Raw genomic sequence first — 21,242 nt, 5'->3', positions numbered from 1 at the left:
AGATCATGCGCGCAGAGGTACACGAAGTCGGCAAGGGCATCTACCTGGTGCACGGACAGCACACCAACTGGGTGATCCTCAAGGACGGCGACGCCGTCACCCTGGTGGACACCGGCTACCCCGGTGACCGGCCGGGGCTGCTCGGCTCCCTGGCGGAGGTGGGCAGTTCACCGGAGGCGGTAGCGGCCGTCCTGATCACCCACGCGCACAACGACCACCTCGGGTCGGCCGAGTACCTGCGCGACGCCCACGGCACCCCGGTCTACCTGCACGAGGCCGAAGTGCCGCACGCGCGGCGGGACTTCCTCCAGCAGGTCTCGGTGGGGGCGGTGCTGAAGAACGCCTGGCGGCCGGGTGTGGTGCCGTGGCTGGTGCACGTCCTGCGGGTCGGCGGCACCGAGCAGCACCCGGTGACGGCGCCCGAGGCGTTCCCGGTCACCGACGGCCCGCTGGACCTGCCCGGCCGCCCCGTCCCGGTGCACACGCCCGGCCACACCGACGGGCACACCGTCTACCACCTGCCCGACGCCGGGATCGTCATCTCCGGCGACGCCCTGGTCAGCGGCCACGCCACCGCGCGCCTCACCGGCCCGCAGCTGCTGCCCGACATGTTCCACCACGAGCGCTCCCGGGCGGTGGACTCGCTCGGCGTCATCGAAACGCTCGACGGCGACGTCCTGCTGCCCGGGCACGGCCCCGTGCACCGGGGATCCATCGAGGCCGCCGCCCGGCTGGCCCGCGAACGCGCCGTCTAAAGTCGGGCCATGGCTTTGCAGATCAGCGCCACCAACCCGGAGCACCCCGCGCTCCTGCTGGAACTCCCCTGGGACGTCCCGCTGGAGGAGTGGCCCGAGGAGTACCTCGTACCGCTCCCCCGCGGCATCTCCCGGCACGTGGTGCGCTACGCCCGGGCCGGTGACGAGGTCATCGCCGTCAAGGAGCTGGCGGAGCGCCCGGCGCTGCGCGAGTACGAGCTGCTGCGCGATCTGGACCGGCTCACCATCCCCGCGGTCGACCCGCTCGCGGTGATCACCGGACGTACCGACACGGCGGGCGGGCCGCTGGAGTCGGTGCTGGTCACCCGGCACCTGGGCGGCTCGATGCCGTACCGGTCCATGTTCGAGACGACCATGCGGCCGGCCACCATGCACCGCCTCATGGACGCCCTCGCCGTGCTGCTCGTACGGCTGCACCTGGCCGGCTTCGCCTGGGGCGACTGCTCGCTGTCCAACACGCTGTTCCGGCGGGACGCGGGCGCCTACGCGGCCTACCTGGTGGACGCCGAGACCGGCGACCTGCATCCGCAGCTCAGCAACGGCCAGCGGGAGTACGACCTCGACCTGGCCCGGGTCAACATCAGCGGCGAGCTGCTCGACCTGGAGGCGTCGGGGGCGCTGCACCCGTCGCTGGACCCGGTCGAGTTCGGGTTCGAGATCTGCACCCGGTACGGCGAGCTGTGGCAGGAACTGACCCGCACCTCGGTGTACCCGGCCGGCAAGTACCACTACATCGAGCGCCGGATCCGGCGGCTCAACGAGCTGGGTTTCGACGTGGCCGAGATGCAGATCGAGCACTCCTCCAACGGCGACAGCGTCACCTTCGTGCCCAAGGTCGTCGACGCCGGGCACCACCAGCGCCAGCTGCTGCGGCTGACCGGCCTGGACGCCGAGGAGAACCAGGCCAGGCGGCTGCTGAACGACCTGGAGAGCTGGATGGCCACCCAGGACGACTACGCCCCCGGCGACCCCCTCGCCGCCCGGCCCGAGGTACTGGCCCACCGGTGGGTGCGGGACGTCTTCCGCCCCACCGTGCGGGCCGTGCCGCCGGAGCTGCGCGGGTCCATGGACCCGGCCGAGATCTACCACGAGCTGCTCGAACACCGCTGGTACCTGTCGGAGCGGGCGCAGCACGACATAGGCCTGGACAGCGCGGTCGAGGACTACATCGCGAACGTGCTGCCCAAGGCGCGGGAGACCCTGGAGCCGGTCACTCCGGAATGACCCGGTCGTGCGGCACCACGGCCACCGGGCAGTCGGCGTGGTGCAGCACACCGTGCGCGACCGACCCGATGCGGGCGCCGACCGCCGTGCGGTGGGCGCGCCGGCCGACGACCATCAACTGGGCCCGTCCGGCCACCGACAGGAGCACCTGGCCCGCGCTGCCCATCTCCACGTGCTCGGCCACCGGTACGTCCGGGAACCGCTCCCGCAACGGCCGCACCGCCTCGGACAGGGCCTTCTTCTCGTAGGGCTCCAGACCGCCGGTCTCGTCCAGCAGCTTCAGCGAGCCCGGGCTGTAGGCGAAGACCGGCGGCAGGGTCCAGGCCCTGACCACCAGGACCGTCGCGCCCCGGGCCGCCGCCGTCCCGAACGCGAACTCCAGCGCGTCCGCACTGTCCTCGGGGCCGCCCTGCTGGCCCACGACGATCTCCCGCCCGGCGGCCTCGGTCGCGACCCGGTCCCCGGCGCGCACCAGGACGACGGGCCGGGCGGCCTCCGCGATCACCTGCTGGCCCACCGAACCCAGCAGGAACCCGACGACCGGACCGTGCCCGCGCGAGCCCAGGGCCAGCAGCTCGGCCCCCGCCGCCGCCTCGACCAGCACCTCGACCGCCGCGCCCTCCAGGACGTCCACGCTCACCTCGAGCTCCGGATACCGCCCGGTGACGGTCCGCACCGACTCGGTCACCCCGTCCGACACCCAGCCGCGCTGGGTCTCCCGGTCGCCGCCCAGCCCCTCCTGCTCCTCGTGGCGCCAGGCGTGCACCACCCGTAGCGGCAGACCGCGGCGCACCGCCTCCCGGGCCGCCCAGTCCAGAGCCGCGAGGCTCTCCTCCGTACCGTCGACCCCTGCCGTGATCGGGCGTGTCATGCACCGGCCTCCTCGTCGGTTCCGCGTCTGCGTGAGCAGTCTTCCGCACTGACGGGTGCCCGCTGTGCACCGGCGTACCAGAGCGGAGGCGGGCGATCGAACATACGATGGACGGGTGCGGTGGCCGCGCTCCTCCCGGAGGGCCCGCCGTACCGACGAACCAACGGCTCGGGGTGGGAGACGTATGGCACAGGCTGCCGACGCAGCACGGACCGTCATCATGACCGTGGACGACGACCCGGGGGTCTCCCGTGCCGTCGCCCGCGACCTGCGGCGCCGCTACGGCGCGTCGTACCGGATCGTGCGCGCGGAGTCCGGGGAGTCGGCGCTGGACGCGCTGCGGGAACTGAAGCTGCGCGGCGACCTGGTGGCGGTGATCCTGGCCGACTACCGGATGCCGCAGATGAACGGCATCGAGTTCCTGGAACAGGCCCTGGACGTGTACCCGGGCGCACGGCGCGTGCTGCTGACCGCGTACGCGGACACCAGCGCGGCGATCGACGCGATCAACGTGGTCGATCTGGACCACTATCTGCTCAAGCCCTGGGATCCGCCGGAGGAGAAGCTTTACCCGGTCCTCGACGACCTGCTGGACGCGTGGCGGTGCAGCGCGTACAAGCCGGTGCCGGCCACCAAGGTCGTCGGGCACCGCTGGTCGGCCAGGTCCTCGGACGTGCGGGAGTTCCTCGCCCGCAACCAGGTGCCCTACCGCTGGTACTCGGTCGAGGAGCCGGAGGGCCGGCGGCTGCTGGCGGCCGCCGGGGCCGACGGACAGCGGCTGCCGCTGGTGATCACGCCGGACGGCACACCCCTGATCGAGCCGGAGGCACCCGAACTGGCGGCGCGGGTGGGGCTCGCGACCACACCGACGGCGGACTTCTACGACCTGATCGTCATCGGCGGCGGGCCGGCCGGGCTCGGCTCGGCGGTGTACGGGGCGTCGGAGGGGCTGCGGACCGTGCTCGTGGAGCGGGCGGCGACCGGCGGGCAGGCCGGGCAGAGTTCCCGGATCGAGAACTACCTGGGCTTCCCGGACGGGGTGTCGGGAGCCCAGCTCACCGACCGGGCCCGGCGGCAGGCCGCCAAGTTCGGCGCCGAGGTGCTGACCGCCCGCGAGGTCACCGCGCTGGAGGTCAACGGGGCCGCGCGGGTGGTGCGGTTCGCGGACGGTTCCACGATCGCGGCGCACAGTGTGATCCTGGCGACCGGTGTGCAGTACCGGCAGCTGGAGGCCGAGGGCTGCCTGAACCTGACCGGCTGCGGGGTGTTCTACGGTTCCGCGCTGACCGAGGCCGCCTCCTGCCAGGGCCAGGACGTGTACATCGTCGGTGGCGCCAATTCGGCGGGCCAGGCGGCCATGTACCTGTCCCGTTTCGCCAAGTCCGTGACGCTGCTGGTGCGCGGCGCCGACCTGTCGGCCTCGATGTCGTACTACCTGATCCAGCAGATCAGCGAGGCCCCGAACATCTCGGTACGCGGCCACACGGTGGTCGACGCCGCGCACGGGACCGGCCGGCTGGAGCGGCTGACGCTCCGTCATTCGGTGAGCGGGGAGACCGAGTCGGTCGAGGCGCAGTGGATGTTCGTGTTCATCGGCGCGGCCCCGCTGACCGACTGGCTCGGCGACACCGTGCTGCGCGACCGACGCGGCTTCATCCTGGCCGGCCCCGACCTGACCGTCGACGGACGGCCGCCGACTGCCTGGGAGCTGGACCGGCCGCCGTACCACCTGGAGACCAGCGTGCCCGGGGTGTTCGTGGCGGGCGACGCGCGTGCCGAGTCCGCCAAGCGGGTCGCGTCCGCCGTCGGAGAAGGAGCCATGGCCGTGATGCTCGTCCACCGTTACCTGGAGCAGTCATGAGCGGTCAGCTGATGCCGTGCAGTCCGCAGGAGGTCGGCGCGCTCTTCCTCTTCGAGAAGCTGGAGCCGGAGCAGCTGGGGCGGCTGTGCGCGGCGGGCCGGGTGGAGCTGTTCGAGCCCGGTCCGGTGTACACGGAAGGCGAACCGGCCACCTGTTTCTTCGTGATGATCGAGGGCACCGTGGTGCTCTCCCGGCAGGTCGGCGGGGACGACGTCGAGGTCACCCGGACCTCGCAGCCCGGGGTGTACGCGGGTGCCATGCAGGCGTACCTCGGGGACCGGGTGCGGCAGGCGTACAACAACTCGATGCGGGTGACCGAGCCGACACGGTTCTTCGTGCTCCCCTCGGACACGTTCGCGGAGATCATGCAGGACTGGTTCCCGATGGCCGTGCATCTGCTGGAGGGCCTGTTCTTCGGTTCGAAGAACACCCAGGCGGCGATCGGGCAGCGCGAACGGCTGCTGGCGCTCGGCTCCTTGTCCGCCGGACTCACCCACGAGCTGAACAACCCGGCCGCGGCGGCCGTCCGGGCCACCGCCACGCTGCGCGAGCGGGTGGCGAAGATGCGGCACAAGCTTGCCGTCATCGCCGAGAGCCCTTTCTCCCGCGAGCAGTTGGCCGCGCTGATCGATATCCAGGAGCGCACCGCCGAACGGGTCGCCAAGGCACCGACCCTCACGCCGCTGGAGGCCGCCGACCGGGAGGACCTGCTCACCGACTGGCTGGAGGACCACGGCTGCGACAACGGCTGGCAGGTCGCGCCCACCTTCGTACAGGCGGGACTCGACGTCGACTGGCTGGACCAGGTCGCGGCGGCCGTGGACGAGGAGATCCTGCCGAACTCGATCCACTGGCTCAACTACACCATCGAGACCGAGCTGTTGTTGAACGAGATCGACGACTCCACCACCCGGATATCGAACCTCGTCGACGCGGCCAAGCAGTACAGCCAGCTGGACCGGGCGCCGTACCGGGTCGTGGACGTGCACGAACTCCTGGACAGCACGCTGCTGATGCTGTCCGCGAAGATCGGGCAGGACATCCAGGTGGTCAAGGAGTACGACCGTACGGTCCCGCCGGTCCCCGCCTACCCCGCCGAGCTCAACCAGGTGTGGACCAACCTGGTCGACAACGCGGTCTGCGCGATGAAGGACGGCGCCGGGGCCGGGCGGGGCACGCTGACGGTGCGGACCGCGCGCGACCACGAACAGCTGCTGGTCGAGTTCCGGGACACCGGGGCCGGGATCGCGCCGGAGATCAAGGACCGGATCTTCGACCCCTTCTTCACGACGAAGCCCGTGGGGCAGGGTACGGGTCTCGGTCTGGACATCTCGTGGCGGATCGTCGTGAACAAGCATCACGGAACCATGCGGGTGGAGTCGGTGCCCGGGGACACCCGTTTCCAGGTACTGCTTCCGCTGACCGCAGAGGTGACCGAGACACAGACCCCCCGAACATCCGAGGAGACGGTATGAGTGCCGACACCGCGATCGACCCGAACGTTCCACCGAGCGGTGCCGGGTGCGTGGAGTGCGACAAGGCGGGGGGTTGGTGGTTCCATCTGCGGCGGTGTGCGCAGTGCGGGCACATAGGGTGCTGCGACGACTCGCCCGCGAAGCACGCGACGGCGCACTTCCGTGACACCGGGCACCCGATCATCCGCAGCTACGAGCCGGGCGAAGGCTGGTTCTGGAACTACGAGACGGACGAAGTGTTCGAGGCGGGACCGGAGTTGGCGCCGCCGGAGTGCCATCCCGCGGACCAGTCGGTGCCGGGTCCCGCGGAGCGGGTGCCGGAGAACTGGGCACAGGTACTGCGGGGTTGAGCGGGGCGCCGCGTGCCAGGATGGGGCACGTGTCGCAGAGATCGTTCACCACCACCGAGCTGATCGGGCGGGACGACGAACTGGCTCGTCTGGCCGCGGTGGTCACTCGTGCCGGGGGCAGCAGCGGGCAGGCCGTGCTGGTCGCCGGGGACGCGGGGGTGGGGAAGACCCGGCTGCTGGACGAGGTGACGGCCCGGGCGGCCGCGGCCGGGGCCACCGTCGTCACCGGACACTGCGTCGATCTCGGTGACGTGGGACTGCCGTACCTGCCCTTCACCGAGGTCCTCGGGGTGCTGGCCGCGGATGCCCGATTCGCCGCGGTCGTCTCCGCGCATCCCCCCGTGGACCGGCTGCTCGGGGCCGGGTCGGACTCCGCCCGGGACGCGGACGGCCGGCTGCGGCTCTTCGAGGGGGTCGTCGGCCTGTTCGCGGATCTCGCCGCGACCGCGCCGCTGCTGCTGGTCCTGGAGGACCTGCACTGGGCCGACCAGTCCTCCCGGGACCTGTTGCGCTTCCTGCTCAGCCGGGCCGGGCTCGCCCGGGGTCTCACCGTGCTGGCCTCCTACCGCGCGGACGACCTGCACCGCCGGCATCCGCTGCGGCCGCTCCTCGCCGAGCTGGTGCGGCTGCCCGCCGTGGAGCGCCTTGAGCTGCGGCCGCTCGCCGACGCCGAGGTGACGCGGCTGGTACGGGCCCTGGCCGACCGGCCGCTGTCGGACACGGCCGTGCGGGGCATCGTCGAGCGGGCCGAGGGCAACGCCTTCTACACCGAGGAGCTGGTGGCCGCCGACGCCACGCAGGGCATGCCGGACGGGCTCGCCGATCTGCTGCTCATCCGGGTCGAACAGTTGCCGGAGACGGCCCAGCAGGTGCTGCGCACCGCCGCGGTCGCCGGTCGCCGGGTGGGGCACGACCTGCTGCGGGACGCGGTCGGGCTGCCGGAGGAGGAGCTGGAGTCGGCGCTGCGCGAGGCCGTCGGCCGCCGGCTCCTGGTCCCGGGCGACGGGGACACGTACGCCTTCCGGCACGCCCTCGCCCGGGAGGCGGTCTACGCCGACCTGCTGCCGGGGCAGCGGTCGCGGCTGCACGGCACGTTCGCCAGGCTGCTCGCCGTGGGCGGGGGCGGCGCGGCCACGGCGGCCGAGCGGGCCCACCACTACCGGGAGAGTCACGACCTGCCCGAGGCACTGGCCGCCTCGCTGGAGGCGGCCGACCACGCCCGCCGGGTGCGTGCCCCCGCGGAGGAGCTGCGGCAGCTGGAGACGGCGCTGGACCTGTGGCCGGCCGTGCCCTGCGAGGAGCGGCCCACCGGTGAGGGGCTGGACCGGGTGACCCTGACGCTGCGGGCCTCGGCGGCGGCCGCGCACGCCGGTGACGCGCACCGGGCGGTGTCCCTGACCCGGTCCGCGCTGGCCGGCACCGGACAGGACGCGGATCCCGAACTCGCCGCCCGGGTGCGCTACACGCTCGCCGGGAACCTGATGACCGTCGACAACCTGGCCGCCGCGTTCGCCTACAGCAGCGAGGCGCTCGCGATGATCCCCGCGGATCCGCCCTCGCGGACCTGGGTGTGGGCGGCGGCCACCCACGTGGTGGCGGCCCGCCAGATCGGCGACGACGTCACCGCGCTGCGGGTGGCCCGGCAGGCTCTGGAGGTCGCCGAGCGGATCGGCGCCACCGCGGCCCGGGCCGACCTGCTGATCTCACTGGCCCGCCTCGAAGGCGGCGGCCGGCACAGCCTGGAGGGGCGGGCCCGGCTCCGGGAGGCCCGCGAGCTGGCCCGGTCGGCCGGGGACGCTCCGGTGGAGATGCGGGCCCTGTTCACCCTGGCCATCGGATGCTTCGAGGCGGGTGAGTTCCAGGAGTGCCTGCCGTGGATCACCGAGGGACTCGACCGGGCGCGGCGCTCGGGCCTGCTGTCCTCGCCGTACGCCTCGGAGATGCGGTATCTGCGGCTGCTGGTGCTGTACACGCTCGGGCAGTGGGACGAGTGCGTGCGCTCGGCCGGCGCCGACCCGGTGCCCGGTTTCACCAGGGGGCCCGCCCTGTACGTGGCGCTGGCCCGTGGCGAGCCGGATGTCGTGGAGCGGGGCCGGGCCCTGCTCGGGGAACCCTTCGACTGGATGGGCCGGCTCGTCGGGGGCATCGTGCTCACCGACGCGGCGGCGCTGCGCGGCGACCCGGAGGAGGCGGTGGCGCGGATGCGGGACGCGGTCACGGCGCTGACCGACGAGTCGGGGCGGCCGCCCTACGTGACGGTCCGGCTGGCCGCGCTGGCGCTGGCCGCGGTCGCGGACCGGGCGGCCGAGGTGCGTGGCACCGGGGACGAGGGCCGCTGGAGGGACCTCGCCGGCGAACTGGTGGAGTCGGCCCGGGCCTCGGCCGGCCGGCAGGGTCCGGAGGGGCAGGCCTGGCTGGCGCGTGCGGAGGCGGAGCGGATCCGTGCGGTGTCCGGGCCGGACGTGACGGCCTGGGAGAAGACGGTGGCCGCGTTCGCGCACGACGACGTCTACGAACTGGCCCGGGTCCGGTTCCGGTACGCCGAGGCGCTGTCGGCCGGCGGCCGGCGCGCGGAGGCGGCGGAGCAGGTGCGGGCGGCGCGGGAGACAGCCGTCGCGCTGGGCGCCGGGCCGTTGCTGGAGCGGCTGGGCGCGCTGCCGGGCGGGGCACCGGAGGTCCGGGTCTCCCCGCTGACCGCGCGGGAGCGGGAGGTGCTGCGGCTGCTGGCGCTCGGCCGCAGCAACCGGCAGATCGGCGAGGCCCTGTTCATCACCGGCAAGACGGCGAGCGTCCACGTCTCCAACATCCTCGCCAAGGTGGGTGCGGCGAGCCGTACGGAAGCGGTGGCGATCGCCTACCGCGAGGGCCTGATCACCCCTGAGCCGGCGGCCCAGGAGTGATCGGGCGCCGTGCGGGTCAGCGCGTGCAGGCGAGACTCGCCAGGTCGACGGAGTCGGCCATGGCCTGCATTCCCTTGTCGTTGGGGTGGATGTGGTCGCCGCCGTCCAGGAACGGCAGCATCCGCGCCTGGTCGTAGGGGCTGCGCAGGATCCGGTCGAAGTCGGCGGTCGCGTCGAACTCCCCGCTGGTGCGGATGAACCGGTTGACCTCCTGGCGTACGGCCTCGCCCGCGGTGTCCCACTCCGGCCAGCCCTCGAACGGGCCGACGGTCGAGGCGACCACGCACTTGCCGGCCGCGTGCGCCCGCCGGACGATCTCGCGGTACCCGGCGATCAGGCCGGCCGCGGTGACCCCGGTGTGGGCCTTGATGTCGTTGACCCCCTCGAAGAGGAAGACGGTACGGACGCCGGGCTGGCTGAGGACGTCGCGGTCCAGGCGGTGCAGGGCCGCCTGCCCGGCGCCGTCGGCGAGCACCTGGTTCCCGGAGATCCCTTCGTCGGCCACGCCCTCGACCCCGGTGTCCGCCTTCTGGAGGCGGCGGGCGAGGTAGTCGGGCCAGCGGCGGTTGAGGTCGCTGGTGGACGCCCAGCCGTCGGTGATGGAGTCGCCGAGCGCCACGACGGCCCCGGTGGCCGGGTTCGCCGGCCGAACGGAGACCGAGTCCAGGTACCACCAGGAGCCGGTGGTCCCGGTCCAGTTGGCGCCGCTCTCCTCGGCCGTGTGGTCGCCCTGGGTGACGTAGGAGGTCTGCATGGCCATGCCGTGGCCGGTGGCGGGACCGGCCGCGTCCGGGCTGTGCAGGCTCACGACCAGGTTGCTGCCGGCGGGCAGGCTGCCGGGCAGCGGGTCGCTCCAGGCGGTTGCGCCCGCCGGCACGGTGACCGTGCGGGCGCCGTCGAAGGTGAGCCGCCTGTTGCTGCCCGGTTCGAGGGCGGCGCCCTGGCGCTGCCGGCCGGCGTAGACGCTGTCCAGGGTCAGCGGCCGGTCGCCGAAGGCGTTGGACAGGCGGACCCGCAGACCGCTGCCGGCGGCGCTGGTGTGCACGACCAGCCGGTAGCCGCGGTCGGCGGCGCCCTGTCCCAGCTGGTCGGCGCTGGCTCCCCAGGTGACGACGTCGTGCCGTGCCGCGGCCGCCTGGGCAGGCCCGGTCTGGCAGGCGACCGTCGCGAGCAGGACGGCGGCGAGGCCGAGGAGCCGCCCGATCCGGCCGGTCACCGCGCGAAGTCCTTCAGGGTGACGGACCCGCCGGGCTTCAGCGTGATCGTCCGTGTCTTGCCGCCGTACGCCACGGTCGTCGTACGGCCGCCGACGCTGCGGATCCGGGCCTCGGTGGGCCGGCCGTCGCGCCAGCTCAGGTCCACGACGAAGCCACCGCGCGCGCCCGCTCCGGTGATCTTGCCGGAAGCGGCCCAGGCGGCGGGCAGGGCGGGCAGGAGCTCCAGATGACCGGGGCGGGAGTACAGCAGCATCTCCGCGATCGCGGCCGGGGTACCGAAGTTGGCCTCGATCTGGAAGATGCCCCGGCCCTGCTCGACCTCGTAGATGTCGAAGAGGTTGGGTGAGGTGCCGTTGCTGCCGTTGCTGGACGGGCGGAGGTTCCTGACGACGAGCTGGTAGGCCTTGTCGGCGTCCTTCAGCCGCGCCCAGCACAGCGAGCGCCAGGCGTTGGCCCAGCCGAAGCTGTCCATGCCACGTGCGGTGAGCAGGGCGGTGGCGCCCTTGACGATGTCGGCGGGCGTGGAGCCGTCGGGGCGGATCCGGTCGCCGGGGAAGAGGTTGATCAGCGGCGAGAGGTGGCGGTGGGTGGTCTCGCCGAGGTTGTCCGGAGACATCCACTCCTCCAGCCAGCCGGTCTTGGGGCTCACCACCGGCAGGTAGAGGCGGTCGCGGAGCTCGCCGATGGTGCCCGCGTATCCAGCATCCCTCTTCAGCTCGGCGGCCGCAGTCCGGAAGTTCCCGAACAGCGTCCACACCTGTTCCTGGGCGTAGGTGATGCCCTTGGCGTCCAGCGGTCCCTGCTCCGGCGACCAGTCGCTGTCGGCGATCAGCACGTCCCTCCCGTCGTCCAGGGTGGTGGTCAGCAGCCGCGCCTCCCAGAACTCGCAGGCGCCCTTGAGGAGAGGGTAGATCTTCTCCAGGTGAGCGCGGGACCGGGTGAACTCGTAGTGCTCCCACAGGCTCTGGCAGAGCCAGGCGTTGCCCGCCGGGTGCCACCACCAGCCGCCTCCGCCGAAGGGGTTGGTGGAGATGGCGACGGTCCAGCCGGCCACCTTGCCGCTGGAGTTGCGGTAGCGGTTGCGGGAGTCCTGGAAGAGCCGCCGGGTCAGGTCGGTCCAGGCCGGGAGCTGGTCGACGCAGTAGTCGGTGTAGGCGTCGAAGCACTGCGACAGGCCCAGCCGGTCGGACATCCAGTAGTTCATCTGGATGTTGATGTCGGTGTGGTAGTCGCCCATCCAGTCCGGGTCGTTGCCGTCCAGCCAGAGGCCCTGCAGGCCCATCGGCAGGCTGTCGCGCGACCCGGCGATCATCAGATAGCGGCCGAACTGGGCGTAGGCGGCCTCCAGTTCCGGGTCGGGGTCGCCGGTGTCGGCGCGGGCCTGGATGCGCTCCCAGGTGTCGAGTTCGCGCTGGTCGGCCGTCGAGGTGCCGAGCGACAGGTCGAACTGCCCGAACAGCGCGCGGTGGTCGGCGGCGTGGGTACGCAGCAGCGAGTCCGCCGAGTGCCGGGCGGCCGCCTTGACCTTGGTGCGGGCGAGCGCCCGCGGGTCGAGGGACGGGTCGCGGAAGCCGGCGGCGGCGTCCGGCGCGTAGTTCGTACCACCGCTGAGCACGACCGTCAGCTCCCGGCAGTCGGTGAAGGTGACGTGCGTGCCGCTCACGCGGACGCTGCCACCGCTGCCGTACGCGTTGACGGCGGCCCCGTACTTCAGCCCGTTGGCGAAGGAGCCGGCGAACGACTCGGCCGTGCCGCCGGTCTCGTCGTGCGTGCCTTCGAGCGTGATGGTGCCGGTGTACCGGCCGCCGCCCTCCTGGCTGAAGTGCAGCACGATCACGTCGTCGGGGCGGCTGGCGAAGATCTGCCTCCGGTAGGTGACCCCGGAGCGGACGTACGACGCCGAGACCACGCCGTTGTCGAGGTCGAGGTCGCGGCGGTAACCGGAGACGGCGCCCAGGTCGTGGTCGGGGATCTCCACGGTGAGCCTGGCGAGCAGGGTGAGCGAACCGAAGTCGGCGCGGCCGTAGGGGAACTGGCCGTCCGAGTCCAGGGTGTCGTTGAGGCCGCCGGTCCACAGGGTGGCGTCGGTGATCAGGAGGAGTTCACGACCGGAGTCGTTGCTCGCGAGGGCACCGAGCCGGCCGTTGCCGACGGGCAGGCCCTGCTCGATCATCGACCCGTCACCGGCGGGCGCCTGCCACCAGAGCCGGTGGCGAGGAGCGGTGAGCGGCTCCGCGGACCGGACCGGGGCGGCGGAAGCGGTGAAGGAGGGAAGCGCGGCGAGGGCCCCGGTGGCGGCGGCCAGGGCGAGGAAGCTTCGTCTGCTGGGGTGGTTGTCCATGGGGTTCCAATCCGACGTCCGTGAGGGGGTGCCCCTTCGGGGGCGCTGGGGGTATCCCCGGCGCCCCCGAAGGCTGGGGGAGGAACTGCGCGACCGGCCCCCACCGGTCCGCAGTTCCCGAACGACGCACGTGCCGAGGTGACTACCGGGGCGACTTGGGAACGTCGATCCGGTCGACGTCCGGCGCGTACCCTGACCCGCTGTCGAAGCTGATCGTGTTGGCACCGGCCTTCAGGGTCACCGGGACGCTCACCGTGGAGACGGTTCCCCAGTCACCGGTGGACGGGAACTTGTGACTCGTACCGCCCCCGGAGTTGGCCGCGATCGTGGCCGGCCGGGAGTCACCGCTGACATAGGCCACCTTCACCAGGTACGTGCCGGCCTTGTCGACCACCACGTTGTTGAAGGTCAGCTTGCCGCCCTGGTACAGGTTTCCGACCTTCTTCTGTCCGGAGCACGCGTCGCAACCGGCCACCGACGCGTTGCCGCTCAGCGTGTTCCCGCTCGCCTCGGCCTCGTACCCGGTGGACGCCTGCGCACCGCCCTTCGGCGTCACGGTGAACAGCCGCGAGCCGTGCGCGGGCAGCGCCTGGGTGATCTTGTTCGTGTAGGAACCGAGGTTCTCGCTGTTCCACACGTCCCGCACCGAGGCCTTGCCGCTGAAGCCCAGCGCGGTCCAGTCGGCGGTGACGGCCGAGGGTGAGTCCGCGAGGTTGAACAGGGCCACCGTGTAGGTGCCGTCGGCGTTCTTCGCGGCCCACACCTGCTGCGGGTCGGACGGGGTGACGGGCCGGGCCGGCGGGTTGTCGCTCTGGTCGATCGCGATGACGTCGCGGTTGGTCAGCAGGGAGACGCCGTAGTCGTCGAGCTTGGTGAGGTCGTCGCCGGTGAACAGGGGGGACTTGGCGATGGCCCAGAGGGTGGCATAGCTCTGCCGTTCGGCCTTGGTGAGGCCGTCCATCGCGCCGTTGCCGACGTCGAGGGAGTCCAGGTCGTTCCAGCCGCCGGGGCCCGCCTTGCCGGTCCAGGCCGGGGTGTCGTCCCAGCGGTCGTCGACCGAGTTCTCCCAGCTGACCAGGGTGTTGCAGTAGCACTCGACGTCGGTGTCGATGCGCCAGCCGTTGGTGTACTTCTGCCAGTCGGCGGCGTGCCCGAAGTCCAGGGACCAGGAGGCCTCCAGGTGGATCGGGCGGCCGGTGGCGGCGATCGCCTGGTGCCAGGCAGCCACGTCGGCGACGTTGTCGTACTGGTCGCCGCTCTTGCCGGAGCCGGGGCCCACGCCGTCGAGCTTGAGGAAGTCATAGCCCCAGCCGGCGATCAACTGGGCCTGGGAGTCTATGTACTTCTGCGCGCACGGCTTGTCGAAGTCGATCTTGTACGAGCTGTCCCAGCCGTTGGTGGTGCGCAGGTCGTCGTAGACGATGTCTGCGGTGGTGCAGCCCTCGGCGTTCCAGATCGGCGTCTTGCCGTCGCCGTAGGCGCCCTTCTCCAGGCCGGCCGGGAGGTAGATGCCGGCCTTGAGGCCCTTGGCGTGGATGTGGTCGGCGACGGCCTTCATCCCGCTCGGGAAGCGGGCGGAGTCGGCCTTCTGGCGGCCGTACTGGTCGTACCCCTGCTTCCAGTTCCAGTCCATCCACCAGCCTGCGTCGATGTTGACGTAGTCGTAGCCGTACTTCTTGAGCTTGCCCGCCAGGGCGTCCGTCTGCTTGAGGACGTTGGCCTCGGTGAGGTAGCTGTAGTCGCCCTTGTCGTTCAGACCGGGGTACTTGGACGACTGCATGCTCCAGCTGGACCAGCCCATGTAGGGCTTGGCGGCGATCGGGGCGGTGGCCCCGTCGGGAGTCCGGGCCTGGGCGGCCGGCACGGCGGCCGCGAAGGCGGCGGTGAGTGCCAGCACCAGGACTGTTCTCAGTCCGCGTGCGGGCAGGACGGAGTACGAAGGTGACCGCATGGGCCCTCCTGGGTTCGGGGTCTCGGGCGGCTCAGCCCTTGCCCGTTGGGGTGGGAGAAGAGGTGATGAAGGACTGGATCGCGGTGGCCGCGGCCCCGCGCGCCCACTCCTCGAAGGGGAGCGGGCGGGTCTGTACGTCGCACTGCGCGGCGGAGCCGAAGGCGGCCGCGGTGAACGAGTCGAGGATCTGCTCGGCGAAGAGGTCGTAGGCGGCGAGTCCCTCGCCGGAGATGATCACGCGTTCGGGGCCGAAGAGGTTGGCCACGGTGGCGATGCCCCGGCCGATGGCCTCGCCGGCGTTCGCGTACACCTCCCGCGCTCCGGGCACGCCTTCGTGGGCGAGGGCCACCGCTTCGGCGGAGTCGGCCACCTGACGGCCGGTCACCTCGCGCATGCGGGCGACGATCGCGGCGTCCCCGGCGATCGCCTCCACACAGCCGCGGTTGCCACAGTGGCACAGGGGCCCGGCCGGGTCGATGGCGACATGCCCGATCTCCCCCGCCACCCCGTGCGCGCCCGCGACCAGCAGGCCGTGGATCACCAGCCCGCAGCCGATGCCGGCGCCGACGGTGACCACGGCGAAGTCGGAGAGCCCTACGCCGGCCCCGAACCACTGCTCGGCGACGGTCAGGGCACGGACGTCGTTGTCGACGACGACCGGCAACCCGGTGGTCATGGCGGCGATTTCGGCCAGGGGCACGTCCCGCCAGTCGAGGAAGGGCGAGTAGCGCACGGTCCCTTCGGCGCGGTCCACGTCGCCGGAGACGGCGATGCCGAGGCCGAGGACGGGGGCGCCGAAGTCCTCGGCCTCGGTGCGCAGTTCGTGGGTCAGTTCGGCGATGGAGGTCAGGACGGCCTTGGCGGCGCGGTCGGTGACCGGCAGCCGGCGGGCCAGCCGGATCCGGCAGCACAGGTCGGTGAGGACGGCGATGACCTCGTCGCCGGTCACCTTGACCCCGATGAACAGCGCCCGTCCACCGTCGACCCGCACCAGGTTGGCGGGGCGGCCGAGGGCCGGCCGGGCCTCGCCGTCGGCGTCCTCCGCGAGATACCCGGCCGCCAGCAGCGGCCGGACGGCCTTGGTCACGGCCGCCGCCGACAGGCCGGCCCGGCGGGCCGCCTCCAGCCGGGTGAGGGGGCCGTGGGACAGGACCGTTGTGAAGATCTGCGAGGCGGCCGGCGTGTGGGCCGGGAACGTCTCGGTACGGGAGGTGGAGCGCATGGCCGGGAACTTAGGTGGCTTATTTTCCGCTGTCAATAAAAGAAACAGGAATCACCCGAAGGTTGACTGCGAGGCTGCCGTGGCCTTCAAATGGCGGGTGACGTGGGGGCGTTGACCCCTGTTCCACCGGCGGCTGCGACCCGTTCGCGCCGGGGGACCGATCCGGGTGCCCGGCCCCCCGACAGGGCACCCGGATCAGCGGTGCGGTGCCCGTCAGTGGCGGGCGGCCGGCGTGTCGGCCTCGGTGACGTTGACCGCGGACCAGGCCTGGTCGACCGTGCGGTACTCGACGCCGCTCGCGCCGTAGAGGTCCCTGGCGGCCTTCAGCGTCGCGGTCCGCGCGTCGTGGAAGTCGGTCGAGGAGACCATGTACCGGGTCAGGGCACGGTAGAAGATCGCCGTGGCCTTGGCGCGGCCTATGCCCTTGACCGTGGAACCGTCGTAGGTCGGCGAGTCGTAGGTGGTGGCGCCGACCTTCTTGCGGCCGCTGCCCTCGGCGAGCAGGTAGTACGCGTGCGAGGAGACACCGGAGCCCGCGTGCACCTCGGCGTCCGCCACCTCGGGCGACCAGTAGTCGACCGTGCCTTCGAGGCGGTCGAGCGAGGGGTGGTCGAGACGGCGCAGGAACTTCTGCGCCAGGCCGAGCTTCTCGCCGAGCAGGTAGTTCGGCGGGTTCTTCGGGTTGTTCGCGGAGAACTCCACGTTCGAGCCGAAGATGTCGGCCAGCGACTCGTTGAGGGCGCCCGGCTCGCCGTACTGGTTGCCGTCGTCGTCGACACGGGTCGGTTCGAGCTTCGCGGTCGCGTCCACCACGCCGTGGGTCAGCTCGTGGCCGGTGACGTCGAGAACGACCAGCGGCTTCTTGATCTCCCGCCCGTCGCCGTCGCCGTACAGCATGCAGCCGCAGTCCGAGTCCCAGAAGGCGTTGCCGACCTTCCGTCCCCAGTGGACCATGGCGCGGGCGGGCTTGGAGTTGTTCGCCATGCCCTTGCGGCCGAAGGTCTTCTTGTAGAAGTCCAGGGTCTTGGTGATGCCGTACTGGGCGTCGGCGGCGGCGCTGCCCCGGCTGCTGGTGGCGCCGTTGCCCCAGCTGTCGGTGGTACTGGTGAACCTGGTGCCCTGGGCGAAGCTCTCGGTCTCCTTGCCCTTGGCGTCCCGGGTCTCGGTGCCGTACCGGGTGGGGTCCTTGAGCAGGAAGCTCTTGCGGGCGGTCTGCGTGGTGGTGAGCGGTACCTTGCCGACGAAGAGCGACCTGCCGAAGCCGTGCGCGGTCGCCGGGTAGCGGGCGGCGGCGGAGGCGGACGCCCCGGTGAGGGCCCGGGCGGCGATGCCGGTGGCCGGGTCGAGGCTCTCGCCGCGCCGGCGCAGTGCCTCCAGCACCCTGGGCGAGAGGAACTCGTCGTTGTCCGGCGTGTTGCTCCGTACGGCGCCGGTCGTGGCGTCGACGACGACCGTCCGGGAGCCGTCCGCACCGTCGACCGTCACCTGGTAGGCGAGGGCGGAGGCAGCGCCGCGGGCGTCCACCACGAGTGCGGCGGTACCCGCGTGGCCGTCGGCCGCGGAGGCGGCCTTCTCCTCGGCCTGGCGCGCCGTCAGCTTCGCCTCGGTGGCGGCGGGCCGGACGGCGTGGTCGGCCGCCCGGGTGACGCCGGTGTAGGCCAGCAGACGGGAAAGATGGACGACGAGATCTCCGCCGAGTACCGGCATCCCCCGGTGGGTACGGACGAAACGGACATGACGTGCCCCCTCGGGGTCGATCATCACGTCCTGCGGCTGGAGTTCGTCGCCCGCGCCGACACCGGTCGCCGAGGCGTGGGCGAAGGCCGCGGTCCGCGCCGCGGTCACCACCACTCGGGCCGTCGTGGCGGCGGTCGCGGCCCGCTGCTCCACCCCCGTGGCGGGACCGGCGAAAGCCGTACCGGTCAGGCCCGTGGCGGCCGTCGTCACGGCGACGGCGACCGCCACGCTGCGTATGTGCGCGCTACGCACTGATCAGGGTTCCTTACGTTCGAAGGCGGCCGGGATCGCTCACCGACCGCCTTGCGGCACGGCGCCGTCGAGGCGCCAAAGGGGCTGGTCGGGCCCCGGCCGCAACCCTTCCGGACAAGTCATGTCCATGTAAAGCACAATTCATCGCTTTTCTTGCGCTTCCGGGCAATATTTTGCGAAGGCGCACCGCGTGGTGATCGCAGGGTGACCAACTGTGCGTCGACTGTGGAGAGGTGACGGGATGCGAGAGGGTTCCCCGAACCGAATGTGACCCATCTCGCATCGGAGGCAGACAGAGAGGAGCAGGGTCCGGATGGTCTCGGCAAAGGTGAGCAGAAGCGCGGTGCACGGAGCGGTGGCGCTGTCACTGCTCGCGGTACCGGCCCAGGCGGCGCCCAGGAAGGCGGGAGCGGAGCCACGGCCGGCCGCCGCCCTGCCGGCGCCGGACACCGCCGGCATGGCCGCGGTGCTGAACTCGGTGGTGGCCAAGGGGGCACCCGGCGCGATGGCGCGCATCGACGACGGCGCGAAGGTCTACAAGACGACACGGGGCGTCGCCGACCGGACCACCCGGCGTGCCATCATGACCGGCGACCGGTTCCGCGTCGGCAGTGTCACCAAGACGTTCTCGGCGGTCGTCCTCCTGCAACTGGCCGACGAGGGCAGGCTCGCCCTGGACGCACCGGTCAACCGCTACCTGCCCGGGCTGTTGCCCGACGACCGCATCACCGTGCGGCACGTGCTCGGCCACCGCAGCGGGCTGTACGACTACACCAACGACATGTTCGCCGACAGCGTGTCGGGCTTCGAGACGGTCCGGAACAAGGTCTTCACCTACCGCCAGTTGGTGAACCTCTCCCTTCGGAAGCCGCGCACCAACGCGCCGGGCGCCGCCTACTCGTACTCCAACACCAACTTCGTGGTCGCCGGGATGCTGATCGAGAAGCTCACCGGGCACAGCGTGCGGACCGAGTACGAGAACCGCGTCTTCGAGCCGCTGGGACTGCGTGACACCTTCTACGTCCACCCCGGCACGAAGATCCCCGGGCAGCACGCCAGCGGCTATCTCACCGCGGACAGGGCGGGCGCGCAACCGGTCGACGCGACGGACCAGACGGCGTCCTGGGCACAGAGCGCGGGCGCCATCATCTCCACCGCCCGGGACCTCGACACCTTCTACTCGGCGCTGGTCCGGGGCAAACTCATGTCGGCCGCGCGCCTCGCGGACATGGAGCGCTTCACCCGGGTCAACTCCACCACCTCCTACGGTCTGGGGCTGCGCCGCCGCGATCTGTCCTGCGGGATCTCGGTGTACGGCCACACAGGCGCCGTGCAGGGCTACTACACGTACGCGTTCACCACCAAGGACGGCAAGCGCAGCCTGACCGCGCTGGCCAACGCCTCCAACAACTCGGCCGTGCTCAACACGCTGGCGGACTCGCTGGAGCCGGCGTTCTGCGGCAAGCAGGCGGCACCGGCGAAGGGGACGCGGAGCGCCGCGACACCGCCGGAGCGGGAGGACATCGCACCGTCCGCACCCCGGGAGCAGTAGCGGCGGGCCCCGTCGGACAGCCCGGCAGCACCGGCCACGAGGCGCCGGCCGCCCGTGCGGCGCCTCGGCCCGGTAGGGGAACCTCGTGCCCGGGCCGGACGTTCTACCGGCGACTTCCCCACCGGGCGCGGCGTTCGGCCCCTGACCTCACGGAGGCGGCGCGATGAGCGAGCTGGTCCCCGGGGGCAATCTGCCTCTTCCGGACGGCGCGCTGACGCTGCGGGTGCCCGGTCCCTTCGACGTCTCGGCACTGATCACCGGGGAGGGCGGCAAGGTCGGCGGCGACACCGACTTCGTCTTCTACAACCAGCCGGACGCGCCCGGTGTCCGGCTGCGCGGCGACACGCTGACCGTCGAGCCGGCCAGACTGCGGACCGGCGCGCAGCGCGTGACCCTCACGGTCACCGGCGCCGAGCCGGGCACCCCGCTCGGCCGGCTGCCCGCCTCCACGCTGCACGTCACCGACCGCCTCGGCCGGACGCTGGCCAGGTTCGCCCCGCCGCGCCCGCAGACGGAGACCTTGCTGCTGCTCGCCGAGATATACCGCCGGGGCACCGGCTGGAAGCTGCGTGCGGTCGGACAGGGGTACGCCGACGGACTGGCCGGCCTGGCCCGGGACTTCGGGGTCGACGTCGTCGAGGACCGGCCGCCGGCCCCGGCGCCCCGCCCCACGATCCCCACTCAGCGCACCGCGGCCGCACCGCCCCGGCCCTCGGCGGCCGCCCCCGCGGACCCGGACGGTCTGCTGGGCCTGGTCAACTCCGCGCGCGGCCGGGCCGGCCGGCCGCCCGTCGCCCCGGACGCCCGGCTCACCTCCGCCGCCCTCGCCCATGCCACCGCGATGGCCGACGCCGGCCGCCTGGTCACCGAGAGCCCCGACGGCGTCTCGCTCCACCAGCGGATCGGCCGCACCGGATTCGCGTACGTCACGGTCGGCGAGCATCTCGTCTCCGGCCCGCGCACCCCGGCCGAGTTCCTCGACCACTGCCTGCGCACCGAGGGTGCCCGGCGCACCCTGCTCGACCCGGCCTTCACCCATGCCGGCCTGGCGCACGTCCGGGGCCCGCGGGACGGGGACACCTACTGGACCGCACTGTGGGCCCGGCCCCTCACCCCGGCCGAACTGACCCGCACCCGTACCGAGGTGGCCGACCTCACCAACCGCGAGCGTGCCCGGGCCGGGCTGCGGCCGCTCACCGTGGACCCGCACCTGGCCACGGCCGCGCAGGCGTACAGCACGGACATGGCGGCCCGGGACTTCTACTCGCACACCTCCCCCGAGGGCACCCAGCCCTGGGACCGGGCCGCCGCCGCGGGTTCCCGGCGGCGCACCATCGGCGAGAACATCGCCTGCGGTCAGCGCTCGGCAGCCGAGGTGGTGGACGGCTGGATGAACAGCCCGGGCCACCGGGCCAACATCCTCGGACCGGACTTCACCCACATCGGGACCGGCTTCGCGGGCGGCGGCCGGGCGGGCACGTACTGGACCCAACTCTTCGGTGCCTGAACCGAT

Annotated in this window: 14 protein-coding genes; 8 read left to right on the top strand and 6 right to left on the bottom strand. The window is 72.3% G+C overall.

The window, feature by feature from the left end; all coding sequences use genetic code 11:
• Positions 1–5 precede the first annotated feature (5 nt).
• Together ACFXI4_RS37280 and ACFXI4_RS37275 are read left to right on the top strand one after the other, a co-directional pair.
• The gene (locus ACFXI4_RS37280) at positions 6–755 is read left to right on the top strand and encodes an MBL fold metallo-hydrolase (RefSeq protein WP_384999866.1); all 750 of its coding nucleotides are present in this window, start codon (positions 6–8) and stop codon (positions 753–755) included.
• 9 nt (positions 756–764) lie between these two features.
• Positions 765–2,000 carry a DUF4032 domain-containing protein gene (locus tag ACFXI4_RS37275; RefSeq protein WP_362714969.1) on the top strand — a complete coding sequence of 412 codons (1,236 nt, stop codon included), beginning with the start codon at positions 765–767 and terminating at the stop codon, positions 1,998–2,000.
• On the opposite strand, the gene ACFXI4_RS37270 is transcribed toward ACFXI4_RS37275, so the two are convergent.
• A complete protein-coding gene (locus ACFXI4_RS37270) occupies positions 1,987–2,871 on the bottom strand; it encodes a universal stress protein (protein ID WP_362714972.1) in 885 nt (294 codons plus the stop codon). The two genes, ACFXI4_RS37275 and ACFXI4_RS37270, sit on opposite strands and share 14 nt — an antisense overlap.
• Positions 2,872–3,055: 184 nt before the next feature.
• On the opposite strand from ACFXI4_RS37270, the gene ACFXI4_RS37265 reads away from it, so the two are divergent.
• From ACFXI4_RS37265 to ACFXI4_RS37250, 4 genes are read left to right on the top strand one after another with little or no spacing between them, the layout of a single operon-like run.
• Complete coding sequence (locus tag ACFXI4_RS37265; protein WP_384999861.1) at positions 3,056–4,732, top strand: FAD-dependent oxidoreductase; 1,677 nt, start codon at positions 3,056–3,058, stop codon at positions 4,730–4,732.
• Positions 4,729–6,207: an ATP-binding protein gene (locus tag ACFXI4_RS37260; protein WP_384999858.1), complete on the top strand. Its 1,479-nt coding sequence runs from the start codon at positions 4,729–4,731 to the stop codon at positions 6,205–6,207. The genes ACFXI4_RS37265 and ACFXI4_RS37260 overlap by 4 nt, the downstream gene beginning before the upstream one ends.
• A complete protein-coding gene (locus tag ACFXI4_RS37255; protein WP_362714981.1) occupies positions 6,204–6,557 on the top strand; it encodes a UBP-type zinc finger domain-containing protein in 354 nt (117 codons plus the stop codon). The genes ACFXI4_RS37260 and ACFXI4_RS37255 overlap by 4 nt, the downstream gene beginning before the upstream one ends.
• Before the next feature lie 20 nt (positions 6,558–6,577).
• Positions 6,578–9,457 carry an AAA family ATPase gene (locus tag ACFXI4_RS37250; RefSeq protein ID WP_384999855.1) on the top strand — a complete coding sequence of 960 codons (2,880 nt, stop codon included), beginning with the start codon at positions 6,578–6,580 and terminating at the stop codon, positions 9,455–9,457.
• 16 nt (positions 9,458–9,473) lie between these two features.
• On the opposite strand, the gene ACFXI4_RS37245 is transcribed toward ACFXI4_RS37250, so the two are convergent.
• From ACFXI4_RS37245 to ACFXI4_RS37225, 5 genes are all read right to left on the bottom strand, one after another.
• Positions 9,474–10,673: an SGNH/GDSL hydrolase family protein gene (locus ACFXI4_RS37245; RefSeq protein WP_384999852.1), complete on the bottom strand. Its 1,200-nt coding sequence runs from the start codon at positions 10,671–10,673 to the stop codon at positions 9,474–9,476.
• Positions 10,670–13,015, bottom strand: coding sequence for a glycoside hydrolase N-terminal domain-containing protein (locus tag ACFXI4_RS37240; RefSeq protein ID WP_384999849.1), 2,346 nt, complete (start codon positions 13,013–13,015; stop codon positions 10,670–10,672). Before ACFXI4_RS37240 ends, ACFXI4_RS37245 begins: the two co-directional genes overlap by 4 nt.
• A 142-nt stretch (positions 13,016–13,157) precedes the next feature.
• Positions 13,158–14,966 (bottom strand): alpha-galactosidase D, encoded by a 1,809-nt coding sequence (locus ACFXI4_RS37235; RefSeq protein WP_384999846.1) that lies wholly within the window; start codon positions 14,964–14,966, stop codon positions 13,158–13,160.
• Between the two features lie 31 nt (positions 14,967–14,997).
• On the bottom strand, positions 14,998–16,188 hold the full coding sequence (locus ACFXI4_RS37230; RefSeq protein ID WP_384999843.1) for an ROK family protein: 1,191 nt from the start codon (positions 16,186–16,188) through the stop codon (positions 14,998–15,000).
• A 213-nt stretch (positions 16,189–16,401) separates the two neighbouring features.
• Entirely contained in the window at positions 16,402–18,177 is a 1,776-nt protein-coding gene (locus ACFXI4_RS37225) for a M4 family metallopeptidase (protein ID WP_384999840.1), read from the bottom strand.
• A gap of 313 nt (positions 18,178–18,490) precedes the next feature.
• Here ACFXI4_RS37225 and ACFXI4_RS37220 point away from each other — a divergent pair, with 313 nt between their 5' ends.
• Positions 18,491–19,729, top strand: coding sequence for a serine hydrolase domain-containing protein (locus ACFXI4_RS37220; RefSeq protein ID WP_384999837.1), 1,239 nt, complete (start codon positions 18,491–18,493; stop codon positions 19,727–19,729).
• 163 nt (positions 19,730–19,892) lie between these two features.
• Positions 19,893–21,236: a CAP domain-containing protein gene (locus ACFXI4_RS37215; protein ID WP_384999834.1), complete on the top strand. Its 1,344-nt coding sequence runs from the start codon at positions 19,893–19,895 to the stop codon at positions 21,234–21,236.
• Positions 21,237–21,242: the final 6 nt, after the last annotated feature.

The organism is Streptomyces sp. NPDC059224 (assembly GCF_042754285.1).
In the GTDB taxonomy this organism is placed as follows: Bacteria; Actinomycetota; Actinomycetes; order Streptomycetales; family Streptomycetaceae; genus Streptomyces.
The sequence above is the reverse complement of the archived record's forward strand: the minus strand, read 5'-3'. Positions and strand labels throughout refer to the sequence as shown.